Source organism: Arthrobacter caoxuetaonis, from assembly GCF_023921125.1.
GTDB classification, from domain to species: Bacteria; Actinomycetota; Actinomycetes; order Actinomycetales; family Micrococcaceae; genus Arthrobacter_B; species Arthrobacter_B caoxuetaonis.
On sequence record NZ_CP099466.1, the window covers coordinates 3,392,162 to 3,407,587 of the forward strand.

Consider the following 15,426-nt stretch of genomic DNA (forward strand, 5'->3'; position numbering starts at 1 on the left):
AGCATGTTAATTGGATTGAGTCCATCAATGACTCCAGTCCAAGTAAGTTCAAGGCGCAGCCACATCCCGGGGAGATCAGCGCGGTGCCGGATTCCACCTCCAGCCGGTCCCCCGCCGCTTATCCAGGGAGATACGTACCGTGAACTGCCCCCTCTACGCGCGCGTGCCGGCCCTTGCCGCAGCGACTGCCGCCGCTTTGCTGCTCGGCGCCTGCACCCCCGCCTCATCACCCGACGACGCCGGCGCCTTCCACGCCTGCCTTGACGGGTCTTCGCTGCAGTTCACGGGGATCTCCACGGACGCCGGCGAACTGTCCTGCGGCCCGGACGAAGTGCCCGTGTCCTGGCTGGCGGCCGGCCCGGCGGACGATGCGCCGCAGGTGGACGCCACTGCCAAGCCAGCGGGCCCGGAAAGAGGGGAAAGAGGGGAAAAAGGGGAGAAAGGCGAACCGGGAGATAAAGGTGACGACGGCGCCCCCGGACAGAACGGGCTCACCGGCCCTTCCGGCCCGGCAGGGGCAGCAGGGCCGGCAGGTGCCGCCGGGCCGGCAGGTGCCGCCGGGGCAGCAGGGCTTCCAGGACGGGATGGAAACAGCATCCGCAGCGGTTCCGGACTGCCCGCCGCAGCTCTGGGTATCGACGGTGATTTTTACCTCGATACCGCCAGCTTCGTGGTCTACGGGCCCAAGACCGGCGGGGCGTGGCCGCTCGGCACACAAAGTCTGGTGGGACCACAGGGGCCGATGGGCGCCCAAGGGGCGCCGGGCATCCAGGGGCCTGCAGGCGCCGAAGGATTACAGGGAGTTAAGGGCGACACCGGCGATACCGGACCCATCGGGCCAGCCGGACCACAGGGACCCGAAGGTGCTGCAGGGCCGGTCGGACCGCAGGGGCCACAGGGCCCCCCGGGTCCCGCAGGGGCCGGGACGGTCTTCGTCAGTTTCCTGCCCGGCACCATAGATCCCGCAGCTTTCACCGACGGTGCGGGTTACTTCCCGATCGCCGGCTCGGTGGCTCCCTCCAGCTCGCGAGCCGCTAACGAAATTCGACTGCCGCGCGCGGGGACCATCACCGAGATGAGAGTCGAGATGACGGAACGGACCAGCAGCATCGATGTGTACCTCGTCCGTGACGGCCTGTTCCAACCCCTCATGTCCTGCACGACTACCTCCCAATGTGGGCGCACTGGATCGCTGGCCGTGGCGCAGAACCAGAAACTCGTCCTGTGGGTTCGCGGCTTGGGGCCCGCCCCCATTGAGAACCTGCGCGTATCACTGCTCTTCGAGTAGGGCAGCCGTCTCCTAGATGGCCTTGCCCGGGTTGAGGATGCCCAGCGGGTCCAGTGCCTGCCGGATGGTGTGCATGACTTCCAGCGAGACGTCGCCAAGCTCTTCCTGCAGCCAGTCCCGCTTGAGCAGGCCAATGCCGTGCTCTCCGGTGAGGGTTCCGCCCAGGGACTTGGCGAGGTGGAACATCTCCCCGAGGGCGACCTTGGGCGGTCCTTCCGTCACGGACTCTTCGGGATCCATCACGATCATGGGGTGCAGGTTACCGTCCGAGGCATGGGCAATCGTGAAGATCCGCACCCCGGTGCGTTCGGCGATCGCTTCAAGCCCGGAGACGACGTCGGCCAGCTTCCCGCGCGGCACCCCAACGTCCCCGATCGATACCCGGCCCAGCTTTTCCAGCGATGGGATGGCTTCCCGGCGGGCCGTGACGAGCGCTGCAGCCTGCTCGTCGTCGACCGCCCGTTCACAGATACCAAAGGGTGAGACGGCGTCCATCACCACGTCCTGCTCCAGGAACGCGCCGTGCCCGTCGGTCTGGACCAGCAGGAAGGATGCGCCGCGGGAACGGTAGTCGGTGCCCAGCGCGGCGTCGACCGCTTCCAGGGTCTGTCCGTCCATCAGCTCCATCATGGAGGGCTGGATGCGAGCCGCCACCACGGCCGACGCCGCCCGGGCCGCCTGCTCCACATTCGGGAAGAAGGCGGCAACCGTGGCGGTCTGCACAGGCAGCGGGCGCAGCCGCAGCGTTGCCTCGACGACGATGCCGAGCGTGCCTTCGGAACCGATCATCAAGGCGTTGAGGTCATAGCCGCTGACTCCCTTGATGGTTTCCCGTCCGGTGCGCAGTTCGCGTCCGTCAGCAAGGATGACCCGCAGGGCCAGCACAGCCTCACGGGTGACGCCGTACTTGGCGCAGCGCATACCCCCGGCATTGGTGGCGATGTTCCCGCCGATCGAGCAGATGGCGGTGCTGGCCGGGTCCGGAGCGTAGAACAGACCGTATTGGCCGGCAGCGGCGTTCAATTCGGCATTGAGGACGCCCGGTTGCACGACGGCGAGCTGCTCCTCGGGATCGATGCGCAGGATTTGGTTCATACCGGAGACATCGAGGACGATTTCGCCCTGCCGGGCTGAGGAGGCTCCGGCCAGTCCGGTTCCGGCTCCGCGCGGAACCACCGGCACGCGGTGGGCGGTGGCCCGGCGCAGGACTTCCGCCACTTCCCCGGCGTCCTGGGCAAAGACCACTCCTTCCGGGAGGCTGGCAGCAACAAAGCCTGAACGGTCGGTGCTGGCTTTCAACCGGTCCTCGTGCTCCACGGAAGACCGGGCTGCTGCGCTGAGTACTGCAGCATGCCCTTCCGCAAAGGTGGTTCCGGGTGCGTTCAGGGACTCGGTGCTCACAGACTCTCCTTGCATTGGCAACTTACGGAACCATCCAGCCGAGCACCGGCGTGGACTGCAGCCAGATCAGCAGGGTCATCAGGACCAGCAGCCCCAGGGACCAGCCGATCAGCTTGCGCAGCAGCGTACCTTCCACCCCGTTGAGGCCCACTGCGGCTGCCGCAATGGCCAGGTTCTGCAGCGACAGCATCTTGCCCAGCACGCCGGCGGAGGAGTTCGACGCCGCCATCAGGGTGGGTGAGAGCCCGGTCTCCTCGGCGGCGGCCACCTGCAGCTGGCCGAACAGTGAGTTCGAGGACGTGTCCGAGCCGGTCAGCGCCACGCCGATCCAGCCCAGCAGAGGTGAAAGCAGGGCAAAGAAGCCGCCGGCGGAGGCGAGCGCGACGCCCAGGGTGGTGGTCTGCCCGGACAGGTTCATCACAAAGGACAGGGCCAGCACCGAACACACCGTGACAATCGTCCAGCGCAGGGTCTTCAGGGTGGCCCCGTAGATCCGCACGCCCTTGGCCGGGGCGATGCGGTACAGGATCATCGTCAGGATGCCGGAGATCAGCAGCAGCGTGCCGGTGGCCTTGAGGTGGTCGAAGCGCAGGTTCTGGGCTCCCACCGGATCGCCGGAGGAGTTCACCACGTCCAGGCCCGGCCAGTGGAACGTCACCCCGCCCACCTGTGTCAGCCACGCCTTGATCGGCGGAATCTGCGCGAGCGAGAAGACCACAATGATGATCAGGTACGGAGCAACAGAGAGCCACACGCTGCGGGCAGCCGGACGGGTGTTATCCCGCGGTTCCTGCGGATTGCCTTCAGCATCGAGGCCTCCCCCGGTAGGGATGCCGGAGCCGCTCTTTTCCTGCCCCTGGCCGTCTCCGGCCCCGCCGGATTCACTGCTCCCGGTTGTTTTGGTAAGGGTGTCCGAACCTTCGCCGCCGACGGCGGCGGTGCTGCTGCGGACACCGGCGGCGTCGTCGTTCATTGACTCCCCGGACATGCCGATCAGTTCCTTCGGCTGCCAGACCCGGAGCATCAGCAGCACGGCAATGACTGTGGCCACTGCGGCGACCACGTCAGTCAGCTCCACCACGAAAAAGTTCGAGGCCACGAACTGGGCCAGTCCGAACACGAAGCCGGCCACAAGGGCCACCGGCCAGGTCTGCCGCACCCCGCGTCTGCCGTCCACGATGAAGACCAGGATCAGCGGCACCACCAAGGCAATGAAGGGTGTCTGCCGGCCAGTCATGGAGGAGAGTTCCTGCAGCGGAATGCCGGTAACTCCGTTCAGGGCGATAATCGGAGCGGCCATGGCCCCGAACGCCACCGGCGCAGTGTTGGCCAGGAGCGCCACAATCGCCGACTTCAGCGGTTTCATGCCGGCGGCCATGAGCATGGCTGCGGCGATGGCCACCGGGGCGCCGAATCCGGCCAGGGACTCCAGCAGCGCGCCGAAACAGAACGCGATCAGGATGGAGAGGATCCGCAGGTCATCGGAAATGGACCGGATGGTGCGTCCCAGCACATCAAACCACGGTGTGGCAACCGTGAGGTTGTAGATCCACAGGGCGTTGATGAGGATCCAGAGGATCGGGAAAACGGCGTAGAACGCGCCCAGCGCGGTGGCGGAGAGGGTCTGGTCCAGCGGCATGCCCCAGCCGAAGAGGGCCAGCAGGATGGAGAGAACCAGGGAAATAATGCCGGCCTGGTACGCCTTGAGCCGGAAAACCCCCAGCATCACAAACAACAGGAGCAGTGGAAGGGCGGCGAGGATGGCGGAAAGCACCAGGGAATCGCCGATTGGATCAAGGACCTGTTCATACTGCGCTGCTGGAAGATGCACAAAAACCCCTTTGTTTTTGCCGGACCGGATTTCCCCGGTCCTGCTGGTGCATAAGTTGGGTAGACCCTAGGCCCGAGGGTTCGGCACGGTCAACGGTGCAGCCCTGCCCTTTTTCCCAAGAGAGCACAAACTGCCCTTTTCAGCATGAAAACGAACATTTTCCGCGCTTTCCATGGTTGGGGCAGGATATGTTCATGGGTTTGGATCATTCACTTCGTACGGCTGTCATCACCGGCGCGGGCTCAGGCATCGGCCGGGCCACGGCCAGGGCGTTCCTCGGAGCCGGCTGGCAGGTTGTGCTGGCGGGCCGCCGGGAAGCGGCGCTGCAGGAGACGGCCGACGGCGATGCCCGCGCGTTAGTGGTGCCTGCGGACGTCACCCGGCCCGACGACGTCGAACACCTCTTCCGGAGCGCCGCTGAAACCTTCGGCCGCGTGGACGTGCTGTTTAACAACGCGGGGAGCTTCGGCCCCTCCGGATCCGTGGACCAGGTCAGCCTGGACGACTGGAACACCACCATCGCCGTGAACCTCACCGGCACCATGCTCTGTGCCGCTGCGGCGGTGCGGCAAATGAAAGCGCAGGATCCACAGGGCGGACGGATCATCAACAACGGTTCCCTTTCCGCCATCGCCCCGCGCCCGCTCGCAGCTGCCTACACCGCCACGAAGCACGCCGTCACGGGACTGACGAAATCCATTGACCTGGACGGACGGACCTACGGGATCAGCTGCGCCCAGATCGACATCGGCAATGCCGCCACCGGATTGCTGGCGGGCATCACCACCGGCGGGGCGCTCCAGCCTGACGGGAGCCGCAGGGTGGAACCGACATTCCCTGCGGAAGAGGCGGCTCGCACGGTGCTGTTCATGGCCGAGCTGCCGGCGTCGGCCAATCCCGGATCCGTGGTTCTGACCGCGGCCGGAATGCCGTACCTGGGCCGGGGCTAGGACAAACGCTTACCGCACCGGGGCCGCATCCTCAATGTCCTCGTCGTCGATCCCCAGGATGTCCAGCTTCCCGCTCTTGCGGTCGGCCAGGTAGGCCTTCATCTCCCGCTTGATCACCGGCAGGAGCAGGTACACCCCGAGCAGGTTTACGAAGGCGCAAATGAACAGGGCCGCGTCGGTGAAGGAAATGACCTGGCTGAAGGAGAGGATGCAGCCGGCCACGGTGAAGGTCAGGAAGATGACCTTGTAGGCGATTTCCCGCTTCCGGCCCCGGCCGAAGAGGTACTCCCAGGCTTTGAGTCCGTAGTAGGACCACGTGATCAGGGTGGAGTAGGCAAACAGTGCGACGGCGACGGCCAGCACGATCGGGAACCACGGCAGCACGGTGGCAAACGCGTCGGAGGTGAGGATAACGCCGTCGGGAGCTCCACCGCCGCCCTGCACCTGATCGATGCCTGCCTGCAGGCTGGGGGCTCCGGCCATGACGATCGCCAGGGCGGTCATGGTGCAGATCAGCACCGTATCCACGAGCGGTTCGAACATCGCCACGAAGCCCTCGCTGACGGGACGGCGGGTCTTGACTGCCGAGTGCGCAATCGCGGCCGAGCCGACCCCGGCTTCGTTCGAGAAGGATGCCCGCTGGAAACCGACAATCATGACGCCGAGGATTCCGCCGGCGAAGCCCTCCGGCCGGAAAGCACCCTCGATAATGGCGCCGAAGGCAGCGGGGACGTTCTCGAGGTTCACGGCAATCACCGCACCGCAGGCCAGGATGTAGATCGCCGCCATGGCCGGAACCAGCTTGGACGTGGTGGCGCCGATGGACTTGATGCCACCCAGGATGACGACGGCGACGAGGACGGCGAGGATCAGGCCGAAGAGAAGTGCGGCGCCGTCCGAGCCCATAAGGCCATCCTCGCCACCGGTGGCGTTGCGGACCTGGGCGAAAGTCTGGTTGGCCTGGAACATGTTGCCGCCGGCGACGCCGAACAGCAGGATCGCCACGGCGAAGACGCCGGTCAGCACCTTGGCGGGGAGCGAACCGAAACGTTGAAAGGCGACGGGAAGGTATTTGAAGGGGCCGCCGCTGACCGTGCCGTCCTCGTGGACCTCCCGGTACTTGACCCCCAGGGTGCATTCGGCGAACTTCGTGGCCATGCCCAGCAGCCCGGCAAGGATCATCCAGAACGTGGCTCCGGGTCCGCCCAGTGCCATTGCCGCTCCGACGCCGGCGATGTTGCCCAGGCCCACCGTGCCGGACAGCGCGGAGGTGAGTGCCTGGAAGTGCGGCACTTCTCCGGGGTCCTCCTTGGTGGAGAACTTGCCGCGGACCACCTCAGCGGAGACCCGAAGACCGCGGAATTGGATGAAACCGAAATAGCAGGTGATCACCACTCCGGCAATGATCAGCCAGGCTACAACGATCGGGAAGCTGAAGTCCCCGATGGTCAGCGGGAAGAAGACAATGTCATTGAATGCCGTGGCAATGGGTTCCATGAACCCATTCACGGAGGTGTCTATGATGCCGAGGATCCCGGAATCGGGTGCCAGCGGGACAGGAATACTTGCGGCCATGCGGCACCTCCGGAACTAGTAAGCAAGCTGAGTTAACTGCAGTACAGCTTTACCTAAGTCCCACGGGTAACACAAATCACACCCCAGGCGCTCTGTGAACGCTGGCTAGGAGCGGGCCTTCCGGGTCTCTTTCTCATTGGCCTTCTGGATGGCATTGACCAGCTCACCCTTGGTCATCCGGGAGCGGCCGGTGATGTCCAGCCGGGACGCGACGCCGTAAAGGTGTTCCTTGGTGGCGTTGGCATCCACACCCCCTGCGGTCGGGGCGCTGGATTTCCGGCCCTGCTCGGCTTTCTTGTCCGACGGGCCGCTGGCTTCCTTGGGTTCCCAGTGGTCGCCGACCTTCTCATACGTGTGCTTCAGCGACGCATACGCCGTCTGTGCAGCGCGCTGCTCGTCGCCGTACTCTTCGAGCGCTGAGTCATAGGTCTTGGCGAACGTGTCCTGCGCCTTCTTCTCCGAGCGTTCCAGGGTGGAGGGCAGTTCGCTCTTCTTCGCGGTACCGGCCTTGGTGGTCTTGGGCATTACTCATCCCCTTCCGGCGGGGCGGTGTCCGTGTCCGTGGCGGTGCCCATGGCCTCCTGGACTTCGACGCTGTCCGTGTCATCCGCGAGCGGTTCCGGCTGGCGCCATTCCTGGGCGTGGCCAGGGACGGCGTTGCGGGTGAGGTCCCGGGTTTCGTGCTTCATTTCCTCATCCATGCGGCGCCCGTGGGTGCTGTTTCCGCGTTCGGCCATGATGCTTTCCTTCCGGTCGGCGACTTACTCAGCGAACTTTCTGTCTACCACCCGGAAGGGTCCGCCTCAACCCGCTCGCGTCAACACTCCACGACGTTCACGGCGAGGCCGCCCATGGCGGTTTCCTTGTACTTCGAGCTCATGTCCCGGCCGGTTTCGCGCATGGTCACGATGACCTCATCCAGCGAAACCCGGTGCTCGCCGTCGCCCCACAGTGCCATTTTGGCCGCATTCACGGCCTTGCCGGCGCCGATCGCATTGCGCTCGATGCACGGAACCTGCACCAGCCCGCCAATCGGATCACAGGTCAGGCCAAGATTGTGTTCCATCGCGATCTCGGCGGCATTTTCCACCTGCTCGGGCGATCCGCCGAGGATTTCCGCCAGGCCTGCAGCGGCCATGGACGACGCCGAGCCCACCTCGCCCTGGCAGCCCACCTCCGCACCGGAGATGGAGGCCTGCTCCTTGTAAAGCACCCCGATCGCGCCTGCGGCAAGCAGGAAGCGGACGACGGCGTCATCCTTCTGTTCCGGGGTGGCGGTGTCCATGCCGGGGCCGTAGTGCGTGGCATAGAAGAGCACGGCGGGGATGATTCCGGCGGCGCCGTTGGTCGGGGCGGTGACCACACGCCCGCCGGAGGCGTTCTCCTCGTTGACGGCGAGGGCCACCAGGTTCACCCACTCCTGCCAGAAACGGGGGTCCCGGGTAGGGTCTTCCTCGCGCAGCCGGGTGTGCCACTGGGGCGCCCGACGGCGGACCTTCAGCCCCCCGGGCAGCAGGCCGGAGCGGGAAATCGCCGAGTCCTTGCACTCATCCATCACATCGCGGATGTGCAGCAGGCCTGCACGGATCTCTTCCTCGGATCGGGAGACCAGTTCGTTGGCGAGCATGACCTGACTGATCGAGAGCCCTGTGGCGGTGCAGTGTTCCAGCAACTGCACGGCGGTGCGGAAGGGATACGGGAGCGATTCCTTGGACGCTTCGAGTTCGACGGCGGCAAGATCCTCCTCGCCGTCGCGCACAATGAATCCGCCGCCCACGCTGTAGAACGTGGTTTCGTGCAGGACTTCGCCGTCCGCGTCGCTGGCTGCAAACCGGACGCCGTTGGTGTGCCGGGGAAGAATCGTCAACGGGTGGAGGATGAGGTCGTCGATTCCGTATTCAAGGGCCACGCCGCTGCCGAACTGGCCGCCGAGCTGGATCTTGCCGCTGGCCTGGATCTCCGCCAGCCGCTCTTCCATCTGGTCCGGGAGGATTTCTTCCGGGGCAAATCCTTCAAGCCCCAGCAGCACGGCAGGAAAAGTGCCGTGTCCACGGCCGGTCGCCGCGAGGGACCCGTACAGGTCCACGCGGAGACCGGCCACGGACTCCAGGACACCGGCTTCGGCCAGTTCAACGGCGAAGGCAGCGGCAGCCCGCATCGGCCCCACCGTGTGGGAGCTTGAGGGGCCGATGCCAACGGTGAACAAGTCGAAAACGCCAACAGCCATGCGGTGTCCTTTGGTTCGCGCCTAGACGCGGGTGGGTGCTCCGGCAAGGTCGGCGACCTGCGGATAGAGCGGGTGCGCCGCGGCCAGCGCGTGGACGCGGTCCTTCAGTGCGCTGAGATCCTCGCCGTTCCCGGCAATGAGCGCCAGCGCGATGATGTCTGCGACTTCTTCAAATGCCGCCTGGTCGAAGCCGCGGGTGGCCAGCGCCGGCGTGCCGATACGCAGGCCAGAGGTCACCATGGGCGGCCGCGGATCGAACGGCACTGCGTTCCGGTTGACGGTGATGTCGATCTGCGCGAGCCGGTCTTCGGCCTGCTGCCCGTCCAGTTCGGCGTTGCGGAGGTCCACCAGGACCAGGTGCACGTCGGTGCCGCCGGAAACCACGGAGATACCCTTCGCAGCGACGTCCTCGGCGAGCAGCCGGTCGGCGAGGATGCGGGAGCCGGCCAGGGTGCGTTCCTGGCGTTCGCGGAACTCCGGGGTGGCGGCGATCTTCAGCGCGGTGGCCTTGCCGGCAATCACGTGTTCCAGCGGCCCGCCCTGCTGCCCGGGGAAGACAGCGGAGTTGATCTTCTTGGCGATGTCCGCGTCGTTGGAGAGGATGATGCCGCCGCGCGGACCGGCCAGCGTCTTGTGCGTGGTGGAGGTAACCACGTGGGCGTGCGGAACCGGGCTGGGGTGCAGGCCGGCCGCGACCAGTCCGGCGAAGTGCGCCATGTCCACCATGAGGTAGGCACCCACCTCGTCGGCGATGCGGCGGAACGCCTCGAAGTCCAGCTGGCGCGCGTAAGCGGACCAGCCGGCGACGATCAGCTTCGGCTTGTGCTCCCGAGCCAGGCGCGCGACGTCGTCCATGTCCACGGTGTGGGTGGTTTCGTCCACACCGTAGGGAACGATGTTGTACAGGCGGCCGGAGAAGTTGATCTTCATGCCGTGCGTCAGGTGGCCGCCGTCGGCCAGGGAAAGCCCCAGCACGGTGTCACCCGGACGGATCAGCGCATGCATCACCGACGCGTTGGCCTGCGCACCGGAGTGCGGCTGGACGTTCGCGAAGTTTGCGCCGAACAGTGCCTTGGCGCGGTCGATTGCCAGCTGCTCAATGACGTCAACGAATTCACAGCCGCCGTAGTAGCGGCGCCCGGGGTAGCCCTCGGCGTACTTGTTGGTCAGCACGGAGCCCTGGGCTTCCATGATGGCCACCGCGGTGTGGTTCTCGGAGGCGATCATCTCCAGGCCGTCCTGCTGCCGGCGGCGCTCGTTGTCGATCTGCTCGGCAACCTCGGGATCGATCTCCGCGAGGTGCGAGTTCAGGAAATCGGTCACAGCTCGCCGCCGTTCTTCTCTGCGTAATCGGCAGCGCTCATCAGCTCGCCCTCCTCCGTGACCTCAACGGTGAAGAGCCAGCCGGCGCCGTACGGGTCCTCGTTCAGGATGGCCGGGTTGTCCACGGCTTCCTGGTTGATCTCCACGATGGTGCCGGAGACCGGAGCGTAGAGGTCCGAGACGGACTTGGTGGACTCGACCTCGCCGCAGGTCTCACCTGCAGTGACGGTGTCGCCGACGGCGGGGAGGTCGACGTAGACGACGTCGCCCAGGGCGTCAGCGGCGACGGCGGAAATCCCGACCTTTACGGGGCTGGACGCGTCTACCCATTCGTGTTCGGCGGAGTAGCGGAGGGAGGAGTCAACTTTGCTCATGGGATGTGCCTTTCGGAAGCTGGAGTCGTTGGTTCAAAGTCTACGGATGTGGCGTTGTCGAGCGGGCGTCTGGGGCAGACGGTACGGCACCGACAAGCTGGCCGGCTTGGTGCCATCCCCATCGAGAGGGCAGTTGCGGCTCGTTTCAGGGCTGAAAAGAGCCGTAACTGGCCTCTCGGCGGGAGGGACGTCTTACTTGTCGCGCTTGTAGAACGGGAGCTGGACGACTTCGAAGGGTTCGGGTTTGCCGCGGAGGTCGACGTCCAGGGCGGTGCCGGGCTCGGAGAAGGCGGCGTCGACGTAGGCCAGGGCGACCGGGTAGCCGAGGGTGGGGCTGGGAGCGCCGGAGGTGACTTCTCCGACGACCTCGCCGTCCTTGAGGACCGGGTAGTGCGAGCGGGCCGACCGGCGGCCGGAACCCTTGAGTCCCACCAGTTTGCGCGCCGGGGTCTGCTCCTTCTTGGCGGCGAGGGCCGCGCGGCCCACGAAGTCGCCGTCCTTGGAGAGTGCGACGACGCCGCCGAGGCCGGCCGAGTAGGGGTCCAGGTCCAGGCTGAGCTCATTGCCGTAGAGCGGCATCCCGGCTTCCAGGCGCAGCGAGTCGCGGCAGGCGAGGCCGGCCGGAACCAGTCCGCGTCCGGCACCCGCGGCGAGCAGCGCCTGCCACAGGGCCGGCGCGGAGTCGTTCGGAACGTAGATCTCGAAACCGTCCTCACCGGTGTAACCGGTGCGTGCCACCAGCAGGTCAGCGGTCCGCTCATCGAAGGCGAGGGGCACGGCGGCGGCGGCGTAGTACTTCATGCCGGTGACCAGCTCCTGCTGTCCAGCGGGCACCAGTTCCAGCAGGATTGCTTCGGCCTCAGGGCCCTGAACGGCGACCAGGGAGGTGACGGCAGTCTTGTCCTCCACAGCGACGTCGAACCCTTCGGCACGCGCCGCCAGCTCGGCGGCAACAACAGCTGCGTTGCCCGCGTTCGGGACCACCAGGTAGGACTCTTCCTCGAGGCGGTAGCTGATCAGGTCGTCGATGATCCCGCCGTCGGCGCCCGTGATCAGCGAATACTTGGCCCGGCCGACGGCGACGGCCGAAAGCCTGCCGGTCAGCGCGTAGTCCAGGAACGCGGCGGCGTCCGGTCCCGTGACCTCCACTTCGCCCATGTGGGAGAGGTCGAAGAGGCCGGCGGCCTTGCGCACCGCATGGTGCTCAGCCAGCTCGGAGCTGTATTTGAGCGGCATCTGCCAGCCGCCAAAGTCGGTGAAAGAAGCACCCAGGCGTTTGTGCTCTTCGTAAAGCGCGGTGTACTGCTCAGTCATGTCGGTGGGTCCCCTTTAGTTTTCGAAGTCTTCGATCGGCGGGCAGGAGCACACCAGGTTGCGGTCCCCCGCGGCGCCGTCGATGCGGCCCACGGGCGGGAAGTACTTATCCATGCGCAGGGTCTTCAGCGGGAAAACGGCCTGTTCGCGCGGGTACGGCCGGGTCCACTCGTTGCCTGCCGCGACGGTTGCAGTGTGCGGGGCGTTCCGCAGCGGGCTCTCCTCCACAGGGAAGTCACCGGCAGCCACCTGGTCGATCTCGGCACGGATCGCGATCATCGCGTCGATGAACCGGTCAATCTCGCCCTGGTCCTCAGACTCGGTGGGCTCCACCATCAGGGTGCCCGCCACCGGGAAGGAGAGGGTCGGGGCGTGGAAACCGTAGTCCACCAGCCGCTTGGCCACGTCCTCGGCCGTGACGCCGGTCTTCGCCGTGAGTTCACGCAGGTCCAGGATGCACTCGTGCGCAACCAGGCCGCCCTTGCCGGTGTAGAGCACCGGGAAGTAGTCGTTCAGGCGGGCTGCCACATAGTTCGCGGCCAGCAGGGCGCTCTTGGTCGCGGCGGTCAGGCCGTCCCCACCCATCAGCCGGACGTAGGCCCAGGAGATCGGCAGCACGCCGGCCGAGCCGAAACGGGACGCCGAGATCGGGATATCGTCGCCGCCGTCCCAGGCTGCGGCATTGCCGGGCATAAACGGTGCCAGGTGTGCCTTGGCTGCAACCGGGCCGACGCCGGGACCGCCGCCGCCGTGCGGGATACAGAAGGTCTTGTGCAGGTTCAGGTGGGAGACGTCGCCGCCAAACTCGCCGGGCTGGGCCAGGCCCACCAGGGCGTTGAGGTTCGCGCCGTCGATGTAGACCTGGCCGCCGGCCTCGTGCACGGCGTCGCAGACGTCGCGGACGTCGTCGTCGTACACCCCGTGGGTGGAGGGGTAGGTGATCATGATCGCGGCGAGGTTCTCGCGGTGGGCGTCGATCTTGGCGCGCAGGTCTGCGTGGTCGATCGCACCGTCACCGGCGGTGCCGACGACGACGACCTTCATTCCGGCCAGCACGGCGGAGGCCGCGTTGGTGCCGTGCGCCGAGGCTGGGATCAGGCAGATGTTGCGCTGTTCCTCGCCGCGGGAATGGTGATAGCCGCGGATCGCCAGCAGCCCGGCGAGTTCGCCCTGGGAGCCGGCATTGGGCTGGATCGAGACCTGGTCGTACCCGGTGATCGTGGCCAGCTGGGCTTCCAGGTCCTCGATCAGTTCGCGCCAGCCCTCGGTCTGGGAATCGGGCGCAAAGGGGTGGATTGAGGCGAACTCCGGCCAGGTCATGGCCTGCATTTCGGCGGTGGCGTTGAGCTTCATGGTGCACGAGCCCAGCGGGATCATGGTCCGGTCCAGGGCCAGGTCGCGGTCCGAGAGGCGGCGAAGGTAGCGCAGCATCTGGGTCTCGGAGCGGTAGGAGGAGAACACCGGGTGGGTCATGAAGTCCGAGGTGCGCAGCAGCTCGGCGGGCAGTTCGAACCCGGCAGCTTCGGCAGCTTCGGCGCCAAAGGCGGCAGCGACGTCGGCGATCACGGCGTCCGTGGTGGTCTCGTCCGCGGAGACCCCCACGGTGTCCGCGTCGACCAGGCGCAGGTTGATGCCCTTGGCCTCGGCAGCGGCCACCACGTCGGCGGCGCGTCCGGGAACGCGGGCGGTAACCGTGTCGAAGAAGGTGTCCGAGACCAGTTCGATTCCGGCGTTGGAGAGCGCGGTGGCCAGTGCCCGGGCGTGGCCGTGAGCGCGCAGGGCGATTGCCTTCAGCCCTTCGGGGCCGTGGTAGACGGCGTACATAGACGCCACGATTGCCAGCAGCGCCTGGGCGGTGCAGATGTTGGACGTGGCCTTCTCGCGGCGGATGTGCTGCTCACGGGTCTGCAGCGCCAAGCGGTAGGCGGGGGTCCCGGCGGAATCCTTGGAGACACCGACCAGGCGGCCGGGCAGCGAGCGCTCCAGCCCCTTGCGCACGGCCATGTACGCGGCGTGCGGACCGCCGAAGAAGAGCGGAACACCAAAACGCTGCACGGAGCCGACGGCGATGTCGGCCCCCTGCTCGCCGGGAGGAGTCAGAAGCGTGAGGGCCAGCAGGTCGGCTGCGACGGTGACCAGAGCGCCGCGTTCCTTGGCTTCCGCGATCAGCGCGGACTGATCGCGGACGGCACCGGAAACGCCGGGCTGCTGGAGCACGACGCCGGTGATCTCGCCGTCGGGCAGGCCTGCGGCGAGGTCAGCAACCTCGACCTCGAAGCCCAGGGCCTTGGCGCGGCCCTTAACGATGGCGATGGTCTGGGGCAGGGCGTCGGCGTCGAGGACGATCTTGCCCTCGGACTTGGCCTTGTTGGAGCGGCGCATCAGCAGCACTGCTTCGGCGACGGCGGTGGCTTCGTCCAGCAGCGATGCGTTGGCAACCGGGAGCGCGGTGAGGTCCTGGACCATGGTCTGGAAGTTCAACAGCGCTTCGAGGCGTCCCTGGGAGATTTCCGGCTGGTACGGGGTGTAGGCGGTGTACCAGGCGGGGTCTTCGACGACGTTGCGCAGGATCACCGGCGGCGTGTGGGTGTCGTAGTAGCCCTGGCCGATCATCTGCACGGCGGTCTTGTTCTTGGCGGCGATCTTCCGCAGTGCGGCGACTGTTTCCTGCTCGCTCTGCGCCGCGTTCAGCACCAGCGGAGCGTCCTGCCGGATGGCTGCGGGGACGGCTGTGTCCACGAGGTTATCCAGGGTGTCGTAGCCGACGGCCTTGAGCATGGCGTCGGTTTCTGTCGCACGGGCGCCGATATGGCGGTCTACGAAGGCTGCGGTGGACGGGACTGCTGTCATGAGAGGCTCCAAAAGGCGGGCGAGGGTACGCCAATAAGACGATTGGTTCCTCCCCGCTCTGTATTGGACCTGAGAGATTCCGCGGGTGTGATCCGCTTGCACCGTCGGTGAGGAACCGGCGTGCCGGTCCTGCTTTCCAGAGTTGCCTCGCTGTGGCGGTACAGGGGCCTGAGAGATTCCCGGGGAGGGTTTGCTCCTACGGCGCCCGCGTCAACGTTGATTCGCGGGACTCTCCCGCCACGGCTGCAAAAGGCATATTCAGTTGGGACTGCATTCCTGACTCTAGCCTGCCG

General features: G+C 66.4%; 12 protein-coding genes and 1 riboswitch. Of the genes, 2 read left to right on the forward strand and 10 right to left on the reverse strand.

What is annotated here, in order from left to right:
* Positions 1 to 139 precede the first annotated feature (139 nt).
* The gene (locus NF551_RS15735) at positions 140 to 1,288 is read left to right on the forward strand and encodes a collagen-like protein (RefSeq protein WP_227896078.1); all 1,149 of its coding nucleotides are present in this window, start codon (positions 140 to 142) and stop codon (positions 1,286 to 1,288) included.
* A gap of 12 nt (positions 1,289 to 1,300) precedes the next feature.
* Here the strand turns inward: NF551_RS15735 and NF551_RS15740 are convergent, their stop codons facing one another.
* Positions 1,301 to 2,689, reverse strand: a complete 1,389-nt coding sequence (locus NF551_RS15740) for an FAD-binding oxidoreductase (protein ID WP_227896018.1) — start codon at positions 2,687 to 2,689, stop codon at positions 1,301 to 1,303.
* A gap of 22 nt (positions 2,690 to 2,711) precedes the next feature.
* Positions 2,712 to 4,520, reverse strand: coding sequence for an L-lactate permease (locus NF551_RS15745; RefSeq protein ID WP_227896019.1), 1,809 nt, complete (start codon positions 4,518 to 4,520; stop codon positions 2,712 to 2,714).
* Positions 4,521 to 4,714: 194 nt separating this feature from the next.
* Between NF551_RS15745 and NF551_RS15750 the strand changes: the two genes are divergently transcribed.
* Entirely contained in the window at positions 4,715 to 5,470 is a 756-nt protein-coding gene (locus tag NF551_RS15750; protein WP_227896020.1) for an SDR family oxidoreductase, read from the forward strand.
* 9 nt (positions 5,471 to 5,479) lie between these two features.
* Here NF551_RS15750 and NF551_RS15755 read toward each other — a convergent pair whose 3' ends face one another.
* The 8 genes from NF551_RS15755 to gcvP all read right to left on the reverse strand — a co-directional run bounded on the left by NF551_RS15755 (position 5,480) and on the right by gcvP (position 15,133).
* A complete protein-coding gene (locus tag NF551_RS15755; RefSeq protein ID WP_227896021.1) occupies positions 5,480 to 7,045 on the reverse strand; it encodes an alanine/glycine:cation symporter family protein in 1,566 nt (521 codons plus the stop codon).
* 105 nt (positions 7,046 to 7,150) lie between these two features.
* The gene (locus NF551_RS15760; RefSeq protein WP_227896022.1) at positions 7,151 to 7,570 is read right to left on the reverse strand and encodes a ChaB family protein; all 420 of its coding nucleotides are present in this window, start codon (positions 7,568 to 7,570) and stop codon (positions 7,151 to 7,153) included.
* The gene (locus NF551_RS15765; protein ID WP_227896023.1) at positions 7,570 to 7,782 is read right to left on the reverse strand and encodes a hypothetical protein; all 213 of its coding nucleotides are present in this window, start codon (positions 7,780 to 7,782) and stop codon (positions 7,570 to 7,572) included. Before NF551_RS15765 ends, NF551_RS15760 begins: the two co-directional genes overlap by 1 nt.
* An 80-nt stretch (positions 7,783 to 7,862) precedes the next feature.
* Positions 7,863 to 9,272 carry an L-serine ammonia-lyase gene (locus NF551_RS15770; protein WP_227896024.1) on the reverse strand — a complete coding sequence of 470 codons (1,410 nt, stop codon included), beginning with the start codon at positions 9,270 to 9,272 and terminating at the stop codon, positions 7,863 to 7,865.
* Positions 9,273 to 9,293: 21 nt separating this feature from the next.
* Positions 9,294 to 10,595, reverse strand: coding sequence for a serine hydroxymethyltransferase (gene glyA, locus NF551_RS15775; protein WP_279324713.1), 1,302 nt, complete (start codon positions 10,593 to 10,595; stop codon positions 9,294 to 9,296).
* A complete protein-coding gene (gene gcvH, locus NF551_RS15780) occupies positions 10,592 to 10,969 on the reverse strand; it encodes a glycine cleavage system protein GcvH (protein ID WP_227896025.1) in 378 nt (125 codons plus the stop codon). Before gcvH ends, glyA begins: the two co-directional genes overlap by 4 nt.
* A gap of 192 nt (positions 10,970 to 11,161) precedes the next feature.
* A complete protein-coding gene (gene gcvT / locus NF551_RS15785) occupies positions 11,162 to 12,283 on the reverse strand; it encodes a glycine cleavage system aminomethyltransferase GcvT (RefSeq protein ID WP_227896026.1) in 1,122 nt (373 codons plus the stop codon).
* Between the two features lie 15 nt (positions 12,284 to 12,298).
* Complete coding sequence (gene gcvP, locus NF551_RS15790) at positions 12,299 to 15,133, reverse strand: aminomethyl-transferring glycine dehydrogenase (protein WP_227896027.1); 2,835 nt, start codon at positions 15,131 to 15,133, stop codon at positions 12,299 to 12,301.
* A 146-nt stretch (positions 15,134 to 15,279) separates the two neighbouring features.
* A riboswitch (glycine riboswitch) is annotated at positions 15,280 to 15,380 on the reverse strand.
* Positions 15,381 to 15,426 lie beyond the last annotated feature (46 nt).